The sequence below is a fragment of the Xenorhabdus poinarii G6 genome, assembly GCF_000968175.1.
GTDB lineage: Bacteria > Pseudomonadota > Gammaproteobacteria > Enterobacterales > Enterobacteriaceae > Xenorhabdus > Xenorhabdus poinarii.
In genome coordinates this window covers 3,606,533-3,624,356 of the sequence record NZ_FO704551.1, presented here as the reverse complement: position 1 = coordinate 3,624,356, position 17,824 = coordinate 3,606,533, and the positions used below count along the sequence as shown (strand labels likewise).

Genomic DNA, 17,824 nt, shown 5'->3' with positions numbered 1-17,824 from the left:
GGTATCCTGCCTTGTGACCGCAAGAATGTAAAAAAACCATATGGGTATCGTTATTAATGGTTGTTGTTTTTATATTAAACCTGATTATGGCTGAAATGCTTTATCCGATTTTTTGATTACGTATTGAATACATGACCCTAAAATAAAGCCAAACACGATATCCTATATTATAAAGAGGCGATTATGATGAAATAAGATATTCGTTAAAATTAAAAAAGAGGAATAAAGTAAATTTAAGGATGGTTTGTTACATATTATTTTTTTATCATATTCATTCCTGGCAGACAATTTTAAGGAATAAGGTGGCATGCCATCTTGTAGAATAAAGGTTGCAGAAAAGTTAATAAATTATCGCATCTCAACACGATTTTATTGACAGATTTCAATATCTGTTATGTGTAATTTCTGTGTAAAATGAATAAACTCGCCGCCTGCAGTAATGTAACTCACTTAAGAGAAATGAGGGCGCTATAGTGAAATAATAATTTTAGATACTTCACTAGAGTCTTTTAACACTTAAACGTTTTACTTGGTGCCGTTGTTGGCAATTCTGGCCGTTATTATCATCTTGGCACGCCAAGTAATTGTGATAGTAACTATTATAAATTAAATTATTTCTGAAAAAAGAAGTTAATCATCATTATGACATACAGTTTATTATCTAACGATATTTGGGCATTGGATTTTATTACATTTGCCCCATGCGGCGGGGTGAGCAATATCATTTCCTCGTCTATGGTTGGACGACAGGCGGCTGAACATGCCTGGTGTACAGCTGCTGTTGCTTTGCTGGGGACATGTGCTAACACGGTATCTCTTCGGGGGTTAGCATGAGTCAACAATGGACGTCTCGTCTGGGGCATGTATTAGCAGCAACCGGATCTGCTGTTGGTATTGGTGCGATCTGGAAATTCTCTTATGTTTCCGCAACAAATGGTGGTGGCGCATTTTTAGTTGTCTTTTTATTGTTTAGCTTTGCAATCGGGTTGGCAATTCTGTTAGCTGAAAACTTACTGGGAAGCAGTACGGGTGAAGTGGCGGTTAATGCGTTTAAAAAATTACTCGGTAAACACTGGGGCTGGGTTGGCTTTATGGGCATATTCAGTTCATGGTGTATCTATAGCTTCTATAGTGTTGTCGGTGGTTGGACCATAGGCTACACGGTGATGGCGGGGACAGGACAACTGAATATTACCGACATCTCTCAATTGACCTCTATTTTCACCAATTTCATCAGCGATCCATTCTGGCCGATAATCGCCCATCTGGCATTTTCAGGGTTAACCTGTTTTGTGGTGTTATCTGGAGTGCAAAAAGGTTTAGAAAAATCAGTTAAGGTAATGATGCCATTGTTATTTTTAATCATGATCATGTTGATTATTGTTGGCATCCGTCTACCGGGTTCATCAGAAGGACTCAAATTATTCTTGTATCCAGATTTCAGTAGCTTGACTGGAAAAGGTGTTTTAGATGCATTAGGATTGGCATTTTTCTCACTGTCTATCGGGTTAGGGATTCACATTACATACAGCTCCTATTTGCCGAATAACCGCGGTGTAGGTAAATCGAGTCTCTGGGTTGTCATTCTCTCCTGTTTGGTGTGTATATTGGCTGGTCTGATGATTTTTCCCGCGTTGGCGGCAGCTGGCTTAAAACCAAATGCAGGCCCTGGATTAACGTTTATGACGATGCCCATTTATTTCGCCAGTCTTCCCGGCGGATCAATATTAGCGGTCACTTTCTTTTTATTGTTACTCATGGCGGCACTGACCTCAGCCATTTCATTGCTTGAGCACATTGTTGCTTATGTTCAGAGTCGTTTTCGCTGGTCACGTCGTAAAGCAGGCTTAATGGTCACTGCATCCATTATGTTAATGGGGATCCCTGTTTCCCTCTCTTTTGGTTCTCTCAGTCACGTCACATTAGGTGGAAAATCCATTTTCGACATGTTGGACTTTATTACGTCCAATGTGCTGATGCCATTATTCGGGATTATTATTTGCCTCGTATTTGGTTGGTCACGTAAAGTTAATGAACTCATACCCGATAATACGTCATCATGGCGTCGTCAATGTTTACGGTTTATATGGCGATATGTCGGGCCTTTATGTATAGGCGTGATTCTGGTACACGGCCTGATTTGATTGTGTTAGGTGGGATAAGTGATTAGCCCGCTGTTTGGTTCTGTCTGAGAAATATTTTCATCGAGTTAATTCTTACCAACTCAGACGTTATATGACATCAGATAAAAAAAGAAACCGGAGATTATTCTTCCCCTCCGGTTTTCTTCGATATTATTGAGCCTTATAGATTGAAACGTGCTGTCAGGCGCTGATTAACCTGTTCTTTATCAAAAGGTTTTAACGTTTCGCTTGGCGACAATCCCAACGATTCCAGTTGTTCCGTTTCATCTTTCGTCAGCACTTTCTTTTTTCTTAATTTGAGCAAATGATTCCAGCGCCAAATGCCACCAATATCTTCAGCCGGACACATGCCATTACCTGCGGTTACCTCAGGCAGAATAAGGTCTTTTTGAAGCACTTTTTCGACGATTATCTGATGTAACCAATCATCGCCAACGTCGTATTGGTAGTAAAGTTCGTCTCCAATGTCATTCAGAAATACGCCGACAGGCGTTTGGTCATAATTTTCTTCCGGGATATCAACCCCGGAAACATTAAACTGGAAGAGATGTGCGTTTTCCCAACCCATAGCATTTTGTATCACATCATGAAATTCGCTGAGTGTTAGCTGATTGCTGACACGAATCCGGCGCCATACGGCCGGGCTGGCATCGAGTAAACTGACTTTGAGCACCAGTCCTTGCGGTAAAATCGCCGCCTCTTGTTCCATGTAGAAATATTCAAAGCTGATCTCAGAAAGAGTATCAAATAACGCAAATTTCTTGCGATTAAGTGCCGGATCGCTGAGGGTATAGGCCAAATCTAAATATTGATCCACCAAATGGGGCATCTGTGGGGGCAGTCTGTATTGTTCAATTGTCGCGGAGTAAGTCAGGCGTTCAACAAATAACTCCCGGTTTGCATAGTAATAGTGCTTGAGTAAATCTTTGGGCTTTTTCGCTTTTAATAAATATTCTTCCGGTGCTAACCAACTCAGGATTAAGGGTGAACCCATGGTCATGCCAAGGCGATTCCGCGCTTGTCGTTGTGGATTGGCTTGATAACCGAGCTTTTGGCTCCAGCACTCAAGTGCAAACTCTTCGGGCTGTGTCCATGCTAAGGGAAGCTGAGACAACCAATAAAGTGAGTGGAGATCGAGTGGTGTGTTTTTGTTTTGCTGAACTGACAATATCCACGGTAGTATTTGTTGCAGCCAGTCAGGCGTGACGGGCGTAAAGTCAATATTATTATTGCCATAAGTGTTCAACTCATCGATCAATTCGGGGATGGTCAGGTCAGGCGAAATATTCAGTAAACTTTCGCGGATGCCAGATTTAAAATCCAGCATCATATTCATTTGGTACTTTTGCCCGCTCAGGGTGATTGTCATTATCATGCTGGCACAATCATGTCCATCGACATGGGTGACATACAATTCATGTATCTCTGCTGGTGGATGAACAGGCGGCATTTTGTTGTGTGCCATCGCCCTTTTTTTCCAGCGCTTAAAACAAGGGTGAATGGAAGGATGGCGATTAAAGCGGGTACACAGATTGATCAGTTGCAGATAGGAGACGTTTTTCCAGGCAGAGGAGGGACAATTGTCCAATACTTGCGCACTGGCAAGGGCTATCGGTTCCTCAAAGTATTGGGTCAGTAGCACTAGGGCATCTATTCCCCATGAATACGACGTGATTTCTGAAAATAGAGGGATTAGCGCATCGGGAGGGATCACGGCCAGGCCGTCTTCAAAAAAATCGATGAAGCTCAGGCTGGACTGAATTTCAAACTGTTCAAACAGTTGTCTTAAATTGGGTGGCGTGGAGGGAAACGTGGCGATATTGGTGTTATCCACATATTGTGGAATATCTAACAGTTGAGTGATATCCGTTGTGATATGAAACTGATATCTTTTCAGGATAGATAGGCATAACAACACACCATTGCTATTGAGTTCGGCATTGCCGGTGGTATGACGCAGCAGTTGTTCAATGCGCTCTTCAAAACGTTGTTTGGCTTCAACAGGCAATTTGTTTGCCGTGAACGAGAGTTCCGCGACGGCAAGGTCAACCCAATTGTGAATGCTGTCTTCTAACTCGTTGGTTAACGTTTCAGGTAGTGTCAGCACCAGGCTGATGAGTGAGAAGACGTTTTCAGGCTCGGAAAACCACTCTGTTTGTTTCTGGGTTAAAACGTGTTGTTTTTTGGGAGAGTGGGCGTATTTTTTTATTGCAGATAGCAATTCTTCGGACGTTATTTTCATTCATTACCTCTTCAACTATCCATTTACCAGTCAAGAAGAGCGTTATTATCATGCTGTCAAATAGACTCTCCCCTATGCTCATTAGCAGTCTAACTTAGATTTTTGACAGGTCAGTAGACTCGTGTTGGAATTTATGGCGAATCGTCTACCCGCTCACACTCTTTTGCCGGTGGCAACTTGAGATTCATTGGGTATAGGGTCATGCCATTCCGCTATCCTAACAGGCAGGTCGGTGGAATCTTGGGGTATCAACATCACAGGAAAGGTTGAGATAATGAGTATTCGCATTGTTCCTAAAGAGCAGCTAGTCCAGGCGCGGATAAATGAAAGATCGGCGAGTTTTATTCCTCCATTGTTATTTGCCAACCTGAAAAATTTGTATCAACAGCGTGCCGAACGCCTGAAAACGTTGGCAACGGAAAGCAATCCCTTGTCAAATTACCTGAATTTTGCGGCAAAAATTGCACAAGCACAGCAAAAAGCGTTATATGACAATCCGTTGAAGATGGTATGGGATGAGCTGTTTTGCCATCATTCGCCACAAGTGGGATCACCCCCTCTGGATTGCAAAACGTTGCGCCGCACTCCGCATTGGCAGAATATCCTGCACACCTTAATAGTGGAATTGCAGTCTACCGTACCTGAACATGTGAAACCTGTCCTCGAAAATCTGGCAAAAAATTCAGCCCAAACATCAGAAGAGATCGCAAGTGCGCTGCTCAATCGTGAGTTCAGTAAGGTAAGTGCTGATCAATCGGTGTTTGTCTGGGCGGCGTTATCGGTGTATTGGGCGCAAATGGCCAGTTTGATCCCGGGTCATGCCCGGGCGGAATATGGTGAACATCGCCAGTTTTGCCCGGTTTGCGGCAGTATGCCTGTGGCCAGTGTGGTGCAAATCGGCACTAGTCAGGGGTTGCGTTACTTACACTGTCATTTGTGTGAAAGTGAATGGCATGTCGTCCGCGTGAAATGCACTAACTGTGAACAGAGCCGCGATCTGAATTATTGGTCATTAGAGAGTGAACAAGCCGCTATTAAGACGGAAAGTTGTGGTGATTGCGGCAGTTATCTCAAAATTTTGTATCAGGAGAAAGATCCGAACATTGATGTTGTGGCCGATGATCTGGCGTCCTTGATTCTGGATGCCAAAATGGAAGAAGAGGGGTTTGCCCGCAGTAGCCTGAACCCGTTTTTGTTTCCTGACGAATAAAGGGAGAGAAAGGACGCGATGACACAAGACATAAACACGTTATTCCGCCAGTTGCCATCGATTGACAGCTTGCTGCGGGAGCCGAAAATTACCTCGCTGATTGCTGCTCATGGGCAGACACAAGTCGTCGATATCTTGCGCGAAATGCAGGAACAGGCTCGGTTTAATATTCGTGAACATCAAGCTTTACCGGATTGGAGTGATGACTGGGGAACATCATTGCACCGACGATTAGACAGGAATCAAACCTCAGCCTTAAAACCGGTATTTAATCTGAGCGGAACGGTGCTCCATACCAATTTGGGGCGGGCATTGTTGGCTGAAACGGCAATTGATGCCGTCACCCAGGCGATGCGTTCGCCGGTGACGCTGGAATATTCCCTTGATGGTGCTCATCGGGGGCATCGTGATCGCGCGCTGGCGGATTTACTCTGTACGCTAACGGGGGCAGAAGATGCCTGCATCGTTAACAATAATGCCGCCGCTGTTTTGTTGGTGTTGGCAACGGTGGCGTCGGGAAAAGAGGTTGTCGTTTCCCGTGGCGAATTGGTGGAGATTGGTGGCGCGTTTCGCATTCCCGATGTGATGGTGCAGGCGGGTTGTCGTCTGGTCGAAGTGGGGACAACAAACCGAACGCATCTGCAAGATTATCGGCAGGCGATCAACGCCAATACGGGCATGTTGATGAAAGTGCATACCAGTAATTACCGCATTGCCGGTTTCACGGCTGAAGTGTCAGGTGAAGCGTTAGCGGAATTAGGCCGGGTATCTCAAATCCCGACGGCCATCGATCTTGGCAGCGGTTCCATCATCGATATGACGCGATATGGTTTACCGGCAGAGCCGATGCCTCAGGATTATCTGAATCATGGCATTGATTTAGTGACATTTTCTGGCGATAAATTATTGGGTGGGCCGCAAGCCGGTATTATTGTGGGTAAAAAACGGTGGATCACGGCGATCCAACATCATCCCCTGAAACGCGCATTGCGGGCAGATAAAATGACGCTGGCTGCGCTGGAAGCAACGTTACGTCTCTATCAACATCCTGAACAGCTTTGCCAGACATTACCTATTTTGCGTCTGCTGACCCGCCCGCAAGGTGAAATCCGTGATATGGCGCAACAGCTACTTCCCCGGGCTCAGGCCTATTATAGTGAAAAATTCATTGTCTGTGATGAGCCTTGCTATTCCCAAATTGGCAGTGGCTCTTTACCGGTGGATCGGTTGCCTAGTTGGGCGTTGACTTTTACTGCGATTGATGGACGTGGCAGCACATTGGAAAAATTAGCTCATCAATGGCGTCATCTGAAAAAACCGGTGATTGGACGTCTGTATGATGGCCGGTTATGGCTGGATTTGCGTTGCCTGGAAGATGGGAATGAATTATGGCGAGCATTGCTGTTATAAACGTTCCAGTGATAAAAAATAGGTTTGATAACGATGATTTTTGCCACCGCAGGACATGTTGATCACGGAAAAACTACCCTGATTCAAGCAATCACGGGCGTTGATACGACACATTTACCGGAGGAGAAAAAACGGGGGATGACGATCGATCTCGGTTATGCTTACTGGCCGCAGCCAGAGGGATCGTCGGTGGGGTTTGTTGATGTACCGGGACATGAAAAATTTCTGTCCAATATGCTGGCGGGGATAGGGGGTATAGCGCATATCCTGTTGGTCGTTGCCTGTGATGACGGAGTGATGGCTCAGACGCGGGAGCATGTGGCCATTTTGCGTTTAATCGGGCGACCTGCCATAACGGTTGTGCTGACTAAAGCAGATCGTGTCGAACAGGCCCGGATTGACGACGTGCGCCAGCAGGTCAGGCAATTACTGGCCTCACAAGGTTGGCAATCGGCACCGTTTTTCGTCACGTCAGCGGTGACTGAGGATGGTATTATCCCGCTGCGGGAGCATCTGTTATCTCTGCATCAAATTCATTCTGCCCGGCAATCGTTCTCCCCTTCTGCCTGGCCAAATCCACCGCATGAAAAATTGGCCCACCGTTTTCGTTTGGCGATCGATCGGGTGTTTACTGTGAAGGGGGTGGGTTTGATTGTGACTGGAACCGCCTTGGCGGGAAGCATCGAGGTGGGAGATACTTTGTGGCTGACCGGCTGTCAGCAAGCGGTGAGAGTGAGGGGGTTACATGCGCAGAATCAACCTGCCCGGAGCGCTAAAGCGGGACAGCGTATTGCCTTGAATATCGTTGGTGATGTCAGTAAAGCGCAGGTGTCCCGTGGCGATTGGGTGTTGTCGCCGCTACCGGTATCACAAAACCCATTGTTTGCGACTGAAAAAGTGTTGGTTGAAATTGAAGCGGATGTACCACTGCAACACGGGCAATCTCTCCATATCCATCATGCTACCCGCCATATTACCGGACGAATTTCTATCCTGAATTCGCTGGCCGATACGCCAGTATTGGCTGAACTGATGCTGGACAGCCCTTTGTGGTTGGTGGAAGATGATCGCTTGATACTGCGTGATATCAGTGCCCGGAGCACTCTGGCCGGGGCGAGAGTTATTAGTTTACATTCCCCACGGCGAGGCAAGCGCCGGCCTGAATTTCTTGCCTGGCTGGCCCAACTGGCTCGCTCATTCAGCCATACGGAAAGTTTCACTTTATACTTAACACAGGGTGCATTGTCACTTAGCCATTTTGCCTGGGCTCGTCAGTTGACAGAAAGTCAGCTCAACAGTTTGCTGGCTGAAACGCAGGTGGTGGTTGCCGGGGATTGGGCAATCTCCCGGCATCATGCGACGTTGGCAGAACAAACACTTTTACAGCGCTTAGGGGCATACCATGAAAAACACCCCGATCAACAGGGATTGGGCAAGGCGCGTTTGAAACGAATAGCGTTGCCGACACTGGATGATCGGTTGGTTTATGCGTTGATCAACCAGCTATTAGCGCAAGGAAAGCTGAAACAAACTCGTGGTTGGTTATATTTGCCTGAACATGGATTGACGTTTACCACAGAACAGGCGTACTTGTGGTTAAAAGTCGAACCGTATTTTAAAGCGGAAGCGTGGTGGGTACGCGATTTGGCAACTAAAATGGGGGAAGAGGAAGAAACGTTGCGTTGTCTTTTGCGAAAAGCCGCCCAATTGGGCCTCATTATCGCGATTGTGCCTGATCGTTATTACCGCTATCAGTGTATTCAGCAGTTTGCTGATTTAATCCGTCGTTATTCTCAGGATAAGGGAGGCATCACCGCAATCGAGTTTCGAGATGAATTAAGCGTTGGGCGGAAGTTAGCGATTCAAATACTGGAATATTTTGATCGTATGGGATTGACCCGCAGGAAAGCGGATTTGCATATTTTGCGGGATGAGGGAATTTTTTAGCCCTTAACGCTAATCATGTTTTTTTCAACGAGTCGTCAAACTGACCTCATGTGTGGAATTCAATAGAGTATGAAGAAAAAGATAATCTCGACAATTTATCTGGGGTTGCTGTTGATTGCTGCCTTGATATTAGTGTTTGAAAAAGGCGGGGATATTTACCCTGCACTGGTGTCTGTTGGCGTATTTGGTGTGATGTTTGGCCTGGCGTTTTTCGTTTCAGCGCGCTGGTTATTTTCGGCCGTGTTAGCCGGAACCTTGTTTATTATCCTCAAATTTCTTAACCAGATAAAAATTCATTACTACAAAGATCAATTACTGTTTTCTGATTTGAATGTCATGTTAGATCCGGCAAATCAGGAAACGCTACGTCATTATTGGTTGGCCGGTATTGCGGTGGCAGGGATGCTGATCTGGTTGATATTCAATATGATATTGGGTTGGAAATCGGCGTCTCCTGCACATGGGATCAAATGGCGTCTCGGCAGTCTCGTTTTGGTGGCTGTCAGCGCCTGGGGCGTTAACCTGACGGTGAATGCTTACCATACCGCATGGCAAAGCGAATTACCGAAGGGGCGGGGAACGATGACCAATATGGTCATGTCTGCCTCAGAATCACGATATCAACCGCCGAAACTGGGTATATCGGCTGATTATTTCTTACAACAGGCGAAAACAGTGACATTGCCTGAACCTCAATCAGCGGTAAAACCGGATGTCGTTGTATTGTTACAAGAATCCACCGTTAATCCCCATATTTACCAATTACCCACCAATGTACACTTGCCAGACCTGTATATGTTTCAGCATGATGCGGGGGTTCGTGCGCAAAGCCCACTCAGGGTACAGACCTTTGGGGGGGGCACCTGGTTATCTGAATTCTCCGTTTTAACCGGATTGAATACAGAGGATTTTGAACCTAATAAAAATTCGGTGTTTTACATTGTCGTTGATCACCTGAAAAACAGTTTGTTCCGTGCCATGAAAGACAATGGCTATTACACCGTCGTTCTGACACCATTTAATAAATCGGCTTATCATGCGGGATATGCTTACAAGACCCTGGGTGTTGATCGCATTATCCAACCGCAGGAACTGGGCTATCCGGCAGATATGGATGAAAATTTATGGAAAATTCCGACAAAAGCGATGTTGTCTTATGTGAAAACGCTCTTGGCTAAGGAAACAGACAAGCCGATTTTTATTTTTTCTCTGACCATGTATGAACATGGCCCTTATGAAGAGAGTCATCAGGATGATTACGGTTTGGCGGGTAAAGTGCAGCCTGCAACGGTGGCCGGCAAGTTTAGCCACTATATGGAAAAAATCATCGCGTCCGATCCGGCTATCAAGGATTTCAGTGAATTCGTGGCTCATCGTGATAAACCGACTATTTTCCTCTATTTTGGTGATCATCAACCGAACATCCATTTTGCTGATTATCACTCCTCACTCCCTGATCCGGCACATGTGACCCAATTTACGTTACGGGATAATCTGGTACAGGGTGCGCCAATCACCACCGGCAAACTGACGGATATCTCTTTCCTCGGCGGCATCATTTTGGAACGTACTCGCTTGGTGGCACCTGAGTTTTATCAAGCCAATATGATCATGCGCCATTTGTGTGATGGTGCTTTGAATGATTGTCAGGATAATGCGCTGGTAGCGAGTTATAAGCATTATATTTACCAGCAATTACAGGTGGCGGGTGAGTAACGTTCTTCCGGCAAAAAATCGTTCAGTCGACAGTGTTATTTTGTCCCAATAAATTTGAACGATCACATGGCTCCACTGGCGTGATGCGATAGGCGCAGCGTCGGTGGCCCTGAAGAATATATTCACTCCTTTCTACGTTGGCTTGCAGAATATCACGAAACAGTTTTAATTCTGCCCGACAAAATCCCTGACATATTTTTGCGGCAGCACAAATCGGGCAGTGGTTCTCAAAAAATAAAATAGTACCGTTTTCCTCAACAGAATAATGCGCCATGTAACCTTCCCGACAACGAATGGCGACTAACCGCTCAATTTTTTCCTGTAACTTTTCCGCCCCTTCCATCGCCTTTTTATAGCTGGAAAAAGCCTCTTTTTCGCGCTCATTGATAATTAAATCCATCGCTGTCTCACCCAATTGACTGCGAATAATCGTAATCATTTGCGTGGTGAGTTCAGCATGTGTATCAGGAAATCGGGCATGACCGTTGTCTGTGAGATGCCAACGTTGTATTGGCCGACCAACGCCCCGTGTTTCTGATTTTGCTTCCACCAAACCCTCTTTAGCCAGTTTCACAAATTGCTGACGGGCTGCTTCCCCGGTTGTTCCCAATAGCTTGCCGGCATCAGAGGCTTGTAATGAACCTTGGGTTTTCAGCAGCATTAATAACTTATCACTCACTGTTTGTCCCATGATTGTTTTATTTTCCAAGTCAAAACTTGACATATTATTTATCTCGATATTAATTTATTCCAAGTTTTATCTTGTTTAATTTAACGTAGGACTTTTCATAACTCAACCTGAATTCAGGACAACCATCATGATAATGACTGAGGAGAGCCGCTGGAGGGATCTGTTTTCCAGCAAAAATGCACCAAGTGCGATAGTTCTGTCACTGGGCATAGTATTGATGGCAGCGAACACCTTAATTGCGATTACTATTCTGCCTTCTGTTGTTAAAGATATTGGGGGACTGAATCTCTATGCCTGGAATACGACGTTATTTATTATGGCATCGATCATTGGTTCTGTGCTTTCGGCAAGATTGTTAAGTGCATCGGGAGCCAGGAATGCTTATCTGGTTGCGGCACTGGTCTTTTTCATCGGTAGTTTAATTTGTACCCTTGCACCGACGATGGTGGTGATGTTGATTGGCAGAACGATTCAAGGACTCGGTGGTGGATTTCTGTTTGCACTTTCCTATTCGATGATTAATCACGTCTTTGCCCAATCACTTTGGTCCAGGGCTATGGCGCTGATTTCGGGCATGTGGGGGGTAGCAACCTTAATTGGGCCAGCTATTGGTGGTGTTTTTGCTGAAATGAATGCATGGCGTTACTCTTTTGGCATTATGCTCCCCATTACTTTGGGTTATGCCGTATTTACCTACCGGGTCTTACCGAAAACGCCAGTGCAGAATAAAACCAAAACCGCATTACCTATTATGCAATTGATTCTACTATCAACCGCCGTGCTGGCCGTTTCCTCTGGTAGTGTGTCACAGGATATTCGATTTAACATGATTGGCATTATTGCGGCTGTACTACTGATCGCTTTATTGGTCATTTATGAACGTCGGGCTTCCGTGAGATTATTGCCTGAAAATGCCTTGAGTTGGCGTTCCCCACATCTGATTTTATTCACCACTATTGCGCTATTAGTGATTGGATTGGCGGGGGATGTTTTTATTCCCTACTTTTTGCAAGTGTTGCATGGTCAATCGCCGTTGGTTTCTGGCTATATGGTTGCTTCCGCCGCCGTGGGGTGGACGATAGGAGAAATGCTCAGTGCCAGTTGGCAGGGCGCGAAGATGCGGTTTTCGATGATAAGCGGCCCGATTTTTATGTTAAGCGGCATGTTGCTATTACTTGTCTTTCTACCCTCCTCATCATCAGGTGAGTGGCAGATAATGCTATTGCTCATTTTGGGATTGGGGTTATTTGGCTTTGGCGTGGGATTTGGTTGGCCTCATCTTTTAACCCGCATTTTGCAAGTTTCCAATGAGGTGGATAAAAACATCGCTGGATCATCGATTACTACCGTGCAGTTATTTTCTTCTGCATTCGGTTCTGCCTTAGGGGGGATGATCGTGAATTTCTTTGGATTTTATCAACCGGGTGGAATAGAGGGAGCGGCTTCTTCTTCCTATTGGTTATTTTTACTTTTCGCCATTGCGCCAATATTGGCATTATTTACAGCATTTAAATCAGCCAAAATTGCAGTGGATAAATAACCAATTACTGCACATTGATCGGTTGTGAGGGATGAGTGTGCAGATAACGCTGCTTTTGATATGTTCTCCAATTGAAAATGACATATTGTTAATTTCATCAGCAGTTTTTCTGCGGTGATCTGCGCTAACGTTTGTTATTTTGCTTTTTTCGATAATGTGTTTTTTGATTACGCAGAATGGGATATATCCATATAATAGCGATGATTGATCTGCTAAATAAGAACTAAGGATATTTGATGTTAGTAGTTTCCCATAGGCCAAAAAGTGGTTGTTGTGACGGAATGACACAATCGAGAATAACCCCTGCCTTTATAATAAGATTTTTTTTGGTGCTGTTTTTATTGCTTAGCGGCATAGGTAATGTATCGGCTGGAGAGAAGATAAAACAAGAAACCACGGTTATTGATGTCCCGGCATTAAGCAAACGTGTCACCGATCTCGCTACGATTCTGACAAAACAAGAGAAGCAGGGACTGACTCGTCAATTGAAAAAGCTGCAAGCCGAAAAAAAGGTACAGATGGCCGTTTTGATTCTCCCGACGACGGGGAGTGATACGGTTGAAGAGTTTGCTTCCCGGGTATTTGATAAATGGAAATTGGGGAGCAAAGAAAAAGATCGCCATGATGGAATTTTGTTTTTGATCGCTGTTGATGACCATAAAATGCGTATTGCAGTCGGTTCCGGTTTGGAAGGTCAACTAACAGATGGCAAGGTTTCCGGTATCTTACGTAAGGAGGTGAAACCTGCTTTCAAAGAGATGGCTTACTATGAAGGGATTAGTAACGCCATTGATGCTGTTGGCACCTTGCTTGGACAAGCGGAAACACAGACGGAATTGTCGAGGGTTGCGAAGGCTGTTGAAGAAAATAGCGCATTTGACAACATATCCGATAAGGTATCAGAGGAAAGCCTCGTTGCGCCCTTCGGATTTTGCCTGGTGAGCATGTTATGCCTGCCATGGTTAGTTTTCCGCACCGGGCACTGGTTTAAACGTTACCTTAAATGTGTCCTTACCACCTCGGTAGCCACCTACGTACTGAGCCTTGTTGGCATATTCCCGCCCATTCCATTAGCGTTTTATCTGCTAATCTTCCTGCTGCCCGTCATTCTGATATGTTTGGTTCTCTTCTCAGTACTGTCATTGTTGAAAAGCCTATTCAGCAATCTGTTCGGCGGTTTGTTTGGTGGCTCTGGCTCTGGTGCTGACAGCCCCAAAAGTGATGACAATGATGACGATGATGGTAACTTTTTAGGGGGTGGTGGCAGAAGTAACGGTGGTGGTGCATCAAGCGACTGGTAATTTGTTTTTAGGCTATAGGTGGATATTTTCTTCTCCACCTATCTATAGCGTGCGTATTTTTCTTTGCTACTCCCTGAGTTTTTCTTTGCTATCGTTTCTCGCTTCTCTATGATCGCCTGCCTGACAAACTCTGCACGGTTGCCCATTATTACACTGCGACCTTTGATATGTTTGTCTACCGCTTCGGCTTCTGAGTTGGCGGTATTTTTTATTTAGAATGGTTATTAATCTGCTCTGTGATGAACATAAATAATTGTTGGAATTCTGCTTCTGACGCCAGCGATCTGGCAGGAAAAACAATATATTCATTGTTATTTGTTTGTATGAACATAAATTGTTTCTTGATGTAAGCCCTTTTGATGAATGACCAAGAAGCTTTCGTGCTAACGAATCCCTGAATATTCTCAATGTAATATCGGTTTATTTTTAAATGTCGAACGTATTCCTGATTCTCCTGCTCTTTTTTTTCATTCTTTTTCATAACAAACTGTTCTAATGCTTGCGTCAAAACAAACCCAGCGAAAGATGCAGCAAGCAAGATAAATGCACAGAGGTTCATATTCTTGATTCGAATAATGACATCACTGACGTTATCAACTTGTAAATTAAGAATAATGGCAGTTAAAAAGAGTAGAAAAACAGCAATGCCTGCACTGATAAAACAAATAGTTAAAGGTAAAATTTAACCATTATCTAGGACAGCCCCCAACTTAATTCTCAAACTGAAATGGTGTGAAATTGATTTTCACTGTTCACATTCTGCCCCTGGTAATTCTAGCCAGAAAATGGTTGATGCTCTTTCTCAGATTGTTGCCTGTCCGCCACACCCGGAGTAATAAATTTTTAATCCTCGTATTATCGACAGGGCGCGAGCATACTTTTTTAACATCTCTTGTATGAAGGCAAACGACATGATCTAATGAGACTTATTTTCCTTCTTACTTGCTTACCTATGACTCTGATTGAACATTTATCCGTTGTGAAAGAAACCCGCTCTGACATTAATCGTCAATACGATCTGGTTGATATTATTTTCCTCGTTGTCAGTGCCATTATGGCGGGAGCCGAAGGTTGGCAAGACATTGAAACTTACGGGCAAGCCAAAATTAAGTGGTTACAGGAATACCGGGCTTTTTCCCATGGAATACCCCGTCGACATACCATTGCGAGAATACTGCGGGCTATCGAGCTGGATTCTTTACTGGAAGCTTTACTGAACTGGGTTAATGAACAGCGTGAGTTAGGTGATAAACCCGTCATCGCCTTTGATGGAAAAGTCCTGAGACGGGCTTACCGGAATGAAAAGAAAAATGCTGTCCAATTGGTCACAGCGTATGACACCGAACGGGGATTAGTGTTGAGCCAGAAAGCCACAACCACGAAAAACGGTGAAATTCGAGTTGTTCGCCAAATGTTGGATATCCTTAATCTAAAAGGCCGTATTGTGACGCTTGATGCCCTGCATTGTCAGCGTGAAACAGGGGAAAAAATCCGTGAAAAGAAAGCGCATGTGGTTGTTCAGGTAAAGAAAAATCAGCCTAAGTTATGGGCTGCTGTCCAATTACAATTTCAGGCGGTGTTTGATGCAGGTAAAGAACAAATTGTCACTGAAGTTAAGCAAGAAGCGCATGGACGTCGGGAAGAGCGCTATGTTTTCCAGCTCAAACCTCAATTTTCCCCTGAAATGGCAGAAAAATGGCCAACAATTCGCAGTATCATCGCGGTCGAACGACATCGGTCAGAAAATGGCAAAGGCACGGTAGATACGTCTTACTATATCAGCTCACTTTCTCCCCGGCACAAATCCTTAGGGCACTACATCCGACAGCATTGGCGGATTGAAAATAGTCAACATTATATCCTTGATGTGGTTTTTAAAGAGGATGATTCACGTATTGTTCTGGACGGAGCCATTGAAAATCTGGCGTTATTCCGGTGTATCGTATTGAATATGGTAAAACAATGTAACTGTGGTGCTCCCAGCCAAAGAAATAAACTTAAAAAAGCAGGCTGGAGTGATGATTACCGTGCACAAGTGTTCTTTGGATAGATATCAATCAAAGTATGCTCGCGCCCTGGTATTATCGATAACCCTCATATCAATATAATCATGCTTGTTATAGATACCTTCAACACCTCAAGCAGCTAGTTGTGTGTGTCGTGCGTCTACAGCCATCTGGAGAAAGTGGCTTATGCCCGCCTCAAAGTCGGTATGTTTATTCTGGCGACGAATGAAATGGACGATAAAGTGCTGAATATGGAAACTCTGCTGGCTAATTACAAAGCGCAACAAAAAAGTCGAGCGGGGTTTCCGTTTTCTGAAAAGTCCGGAGTTTCTGACCTCAGCGATTTATTTGAAAAAGCCAGAACGTATCGAAGCGTTATTAATGATAATGACATGCAGTTTAATGGTTTATGCCGCACTGGAGCATAAGATCCGCACCGGACTGAAGCAAAATCCCCCGTTCTATCCCGATATGAAAGGTAAACCCACCCAATCTCCCACGGCGCGTTGGGTGTTTTTGACCTTCGAAGGGATTAGTACTTTTGAGTTTCAGGAACACCGTATGGTGATGGGAATACAGGGGTATCAAAATGAACTGTTGAAAATATTGGGGCAACCCTATGAATCATTTTATTCCTGAAAGTGATGCGGAATGTCGGTTCAAGTGTCTGTGTTGCAGTGATTAGTGAATTAAACGATGGTTCCGTTAATGTAATGACCTGCAGTTGTGAAAACTATTGTGGTGTTTCTGCTGTTGGTTCAATGGATGGGGAATACGTTCGAAAATAGTTGAGCAGGTAAGAGTTACAAATTGTAGTGGCTCTTACCTTAAGTGTCTTTGCTAAAAGAGTTTATAAATCGTCAACAAGTTAAATTTTATTAAGGTTAAAAATTACTAGCTCACCGGGTAAAGATATTCGGTGTGATTGTGATAGGGTACATTGATGCCTTATACAAGAAATGGTAATATAGATTCAAAAAACTTAGTTGTACAATAATATTTATTTTGCCCTAGCGTATGCTCTGTCGGTCGTTCAATGCAAGTAAAAATCACATCTTTAATCAAAAAATAGTAAGAGAGAAAGAATGGAACAGGATATTGAAGAAGTACCTTTTAGTTGGGGGAGGCTGGTTTTAGCTTCCATCATTTTTATTTATCTAATGGCATACTCTTTTCTTTCGATAAAATATTTGTTTTTATTGTTGTCCGGTGATTTTTCTTTTTTAGGAAGTATGTTGCATTTTAATAAAACTTTCATTATAAACGAAGAAATTAAACTTGCAATATTCACTATATTTGGTGCAATTTTAGGTGGTGCAACCTTAGGTATTACTTCATTACACAAGTATGCCGCTGTAAATAAGAGGTTAGATATTGATCATTTATGGGGTTATTTCATGGCTCCAATTCTTTCTATTATTATAGGGATATTAATCTTTTGCCTCATTTATAGTGGGTTGATAATTCTCACTGGTGGTTCTAACCTTGATGAAGAAAAAAATAGTGTAAAGATTGGTTATTTATGTATGGGTGCAATTTGCTCTTATAACTGGGATGTATTTATTAAAAAGCTCCAGCAGTTATCTAAAAATGTATCAGAAGGATAATGTTTGAGAT

At 44.0% G+C, this 17,824-nt stretch carries 13 protein-coding genes and 1 pseudogene; 11 read left to right on the top strand and 3 right to left on the bottom strand.

What is annotated here, in order from left to right; translation table 11 throughout:
• Positions 1-642 precede the first annotated feature (642 nt).
• Both XPG1_RS16755 and XPG1_RS16750 read left to right on the top strand, forming a co-directional pair.
• A complete protein-coding gene (locus XPG1_RS16755) occupies positions 643-834 on the top strand; it encodes a hypothetical protein (RefSeq protein ID WP_045960251.1) in 192 nt (63 codons plus the stop codon).
• Positions 831-2,144: a sodium-dependent transporter gene (locus tag XPG1_RS16750; protein WP_045960250.1), complete on the top strand. Its 1,314-nt coding sequence runs from the start codon at positions 831-833 to the stop codon at positions 2,142-2,144. The genes XPG1_RS16755 and XPG1_RS16750 overlap by 4 nt, the downstream gene beginning before the upstream one ends.
• Positions 2,145-2,304: 160 nt before the next feature.
• On the opposite strand, the gene XPG1_RS16745 is transcribed toward XPG1_RS16750, so the two are convergent.
• Complete coding sequence (locus XPG1_RS16745) at positions 2,305-4,386, bottom strand: plasmid pRiA4b ORF-3 family protein (RefSeq protein ID WP_045960249.1); 2,082 nt, start codon at positions 4,384-4,386, stop codon at positions 2,305-2,307.
• Between the two features lie 274 nt (positions 4,387-4,660).
• Here XPG1_RS16745 and fdhE point away from each other — a divergent pair, with 274 nt between their 5' ends.
• The 4 genes from fdhE to XPG1_RS16725 all read left to right on the top strand — a co-directional run bounded on the left by fdhE (position 4,661) and on the right by XPG1_RS16725 (position 10,669).
• Entirely contained in the window at positions 4,661-5,596 is a 936-nt protein-coding gene (gene fdhE / locus XPG1_RS16740; RefSeq protein ID WP_045960248.1) for a formate dehydrogenase accessory protein FdhE, read from the top strand.
• Positions 5,597-5,614: 18 nt separating this feature from the next.
• On the top strand, positions 5,615-7,006 hold the full coding sequence (selA, locus tag XPG1_RS16735; protein ID WP_045960247.1) for an L-seryl-tRNA(Sec) selenium transferase: 1,392 nt from the start codon (positions 5,615-5,617) through the stop codon (positions 7,004-7,006).
• Between the two features lie 33 nt (positions 7,007-7,039).
• Entirely contained in the window at positions 7,040-8,953 is a 1,914-nt protein-coding gene (selB, locus tag XPG1_RS16730; RefSeq protein WP_045960246.1) for a selenocysteine-specific translation elongation factor, read from the top strand.
• A 69-nt stretch (positions 8,954-9,022) separates the two neighbouring features.
• Positions 9,023-10,669, top strand: a complete 1,647-nt coding sequence (locus tag XPG1_RS16725; protein ID WP_045960245.1) for an LTA synthase family protein — start codon at positions 9,023-9,025, stop codon at positions 10,667-10,669.
• 22 nt (positions 10,670-10,691) lie between these two features.
• Here the strand turns inward: XPG1_RS16725 and XPG1_RS16720 are convergent, their stop codons facing one another.
• Positions 10,692-11,393, bottom strand: a complete 702-nt coding sequence (locus XPG1_RS16720; RefSeq protein WP_045960244.1) for a helix-turn-helix transcriptional regulator — start codon at positions 11,391-11,393, stop codon at positions 10,692-10,694.
• Positions 11,394-11,487: 94 nt separating this feature from the next.
• Between XPG1_RS16720 and XPG1_RS16715 the strand changes: the two genes are divergently transcribed.
• Together XPG1_RS16715 and XPG1_RS17165 are read left to right on the top strand one after the other, a co-directional pair.
• Positions 11,488-12,900 carry an MFS transporter gene (locus XPG1_RS16715; protein WP_045960243.1) on the top strand — a complete coding sequence of 471 codons (1,413 nt, stop codon included), beginning with the start codon at positions 11,488-11,490 and terminating at the stop codon, positions 12,898-12,900.
• A 329-nt stretch (positions 12,901-13,229) separates the two neighbouring features.
• Positions 13,230-14,201, top strand: a complete 972-nt coding sequence (locus XPG1_RS17165; protein WP_052708331.1) for a TPM domain-containing protein — start codon at positions 13,230-13,232, stop codon at positions 14,199-14,201.
• Between the two features lie 208 nt (positions 14,202-14,409).
• Here the strand turns inward: XPG1_RS17165 and XPG1_RS16705 are convergent, their stop codons facing one another.
• Positions 14,410-14,760 (bottom strand): YcxB family protein, encoded by a 351-nt coding sequence (locus tag XPG1_RS16705; protein WP_052708330.1) that lies wholly within the window; start codon positions 14,758-14,760, stop codon positions 14,410-14,412.
• A gap of 393 nt (positions 14,761-15,153) precedes the next feature.
• On the opposite strand from XPG1_RS16705, the gene XPG1_RS16700 reads away from it, so the two are divergent.
• The 3 genes and pseudogenes from XPG1_RS16700 (at position 15,154) to XPG1_RS16685 (ending at position 17,814) form a co-directional block, all read left to right on the top strand.
• Complete coding sequence (locus XPG1_RS16700; protein WP_045960242.1) at positions 15,154-16,251, top strand: ISAs1 family transposase; 1,098 nt, start codon at positions 15,154-15,156, stop codon at positions 16,249-16,251.
• A gap of 117 nt (positions 16,252-16,368) precedes the next feature.
• A pseudogene (locus XPG1_RS17835) lies at positions 16,369-16,846 on the top strand (IS1634 family transposase); the annotation flags it as partial.
• Between the two features lie 446 nt (positions 16,847-17,292).
• Positions 17,293-17,814 (top strand): hypothetical protein, encoded by a 522-nt coding sequence (locus tag XPG1_RS16685; protein ID WP_045960239.1) that lies wholly within the window; start codon positions 17,293-17,295, stop codon positions 17,812-17,814.
• Positions 17,815-17,824 lie beyond the last annotated feature (10 nt).

Excerpts from the sequence above, each read along its gene's own strand:
- XPG1_RS16755 (WP_045960251.1), top strand. The coding sequence starts at position 643 with ATGACATACAGTTTATTATCTAACGATATTTGGGCATTGGATTTTATT.
- XPG1_RS16750 (WP_045960250.1), top strand. The coding sequence starts at position 831 with ATGAGTCAACAATGGACGTCTCGTCTGGGGCATGTATTAGCAGCAACC.
- XPG1_RS16745 (WP_045960249.1), bottom strand. The coding sequence starts at position 4,386 with ATGAAAATAACGTCCGAAGAATTGCTATCTGCAATAAAAAAATACGCC.
- fdhE (WP_045960248.1), top strand. The coding sequence starts at position 4,661 with ATGAGTATTCGCATTGTTCCTAAAGAGCAGCTAGTCCAGGCGCGGATA.
- selA (WP_045960247.1), top strand. The coding sequence starts at position 5,615 with ATGACACAAGACATAAACACGTTATTCCGCCAGTTGCCATCGATTGAC.
- selB (WP_045960246.1), top strand. The coding sequence starts at position 7,040 with ATGATTTTTGCCACCGCAGGACATGTTGATCACGGAAAAACTACCCTG.
- XPG1_RS16725 (WP_045960245.1), top strand. The coding sequence starts at position 9,023 with ATGAAGAAAAAGATAATCTCGACAATTTATCTGGGGTTGCTGTTGATT.
- XPG1_RS16720 (WP_045960244.1), bottom strand. The coding sequence starts at position 11,393 with ATGTCAAGTTTTGACTTGGAAAATAAAACAATCATGGGACAAACAGTG.
- XPG1_RS16715 (WP_045960243.1), top strand. The coding sequence starts at position 11,488 with ATGATAATGACTGAGGAGAGCCGCTGGAGGGATCTGTTTTCCAGCAAA.
- XPG1_RS16705 (WP_052708330.1), bottom strand. The coding sequence starts at position 14,760 with ATGAACCTCTGTGCATTTATCTTGCTTGCTGCATCTTTCGCTGGGTTT.
- XPG1_RS16700 (WP_045960242.1), top strand. The coding sequence starts at position 15,154 with ATGACTCTGATTGAACATTTATCCGTTGTGAAAGAAACCCGCTCTGAC.
- XPG1_RS16685 (WP_045960239.1), top strand. The coding sequence starts at position 17,293 with ATGGAACAGGATATTGAAGAAGTACCTTTTAGTTGGGGGAGGCTGGTT.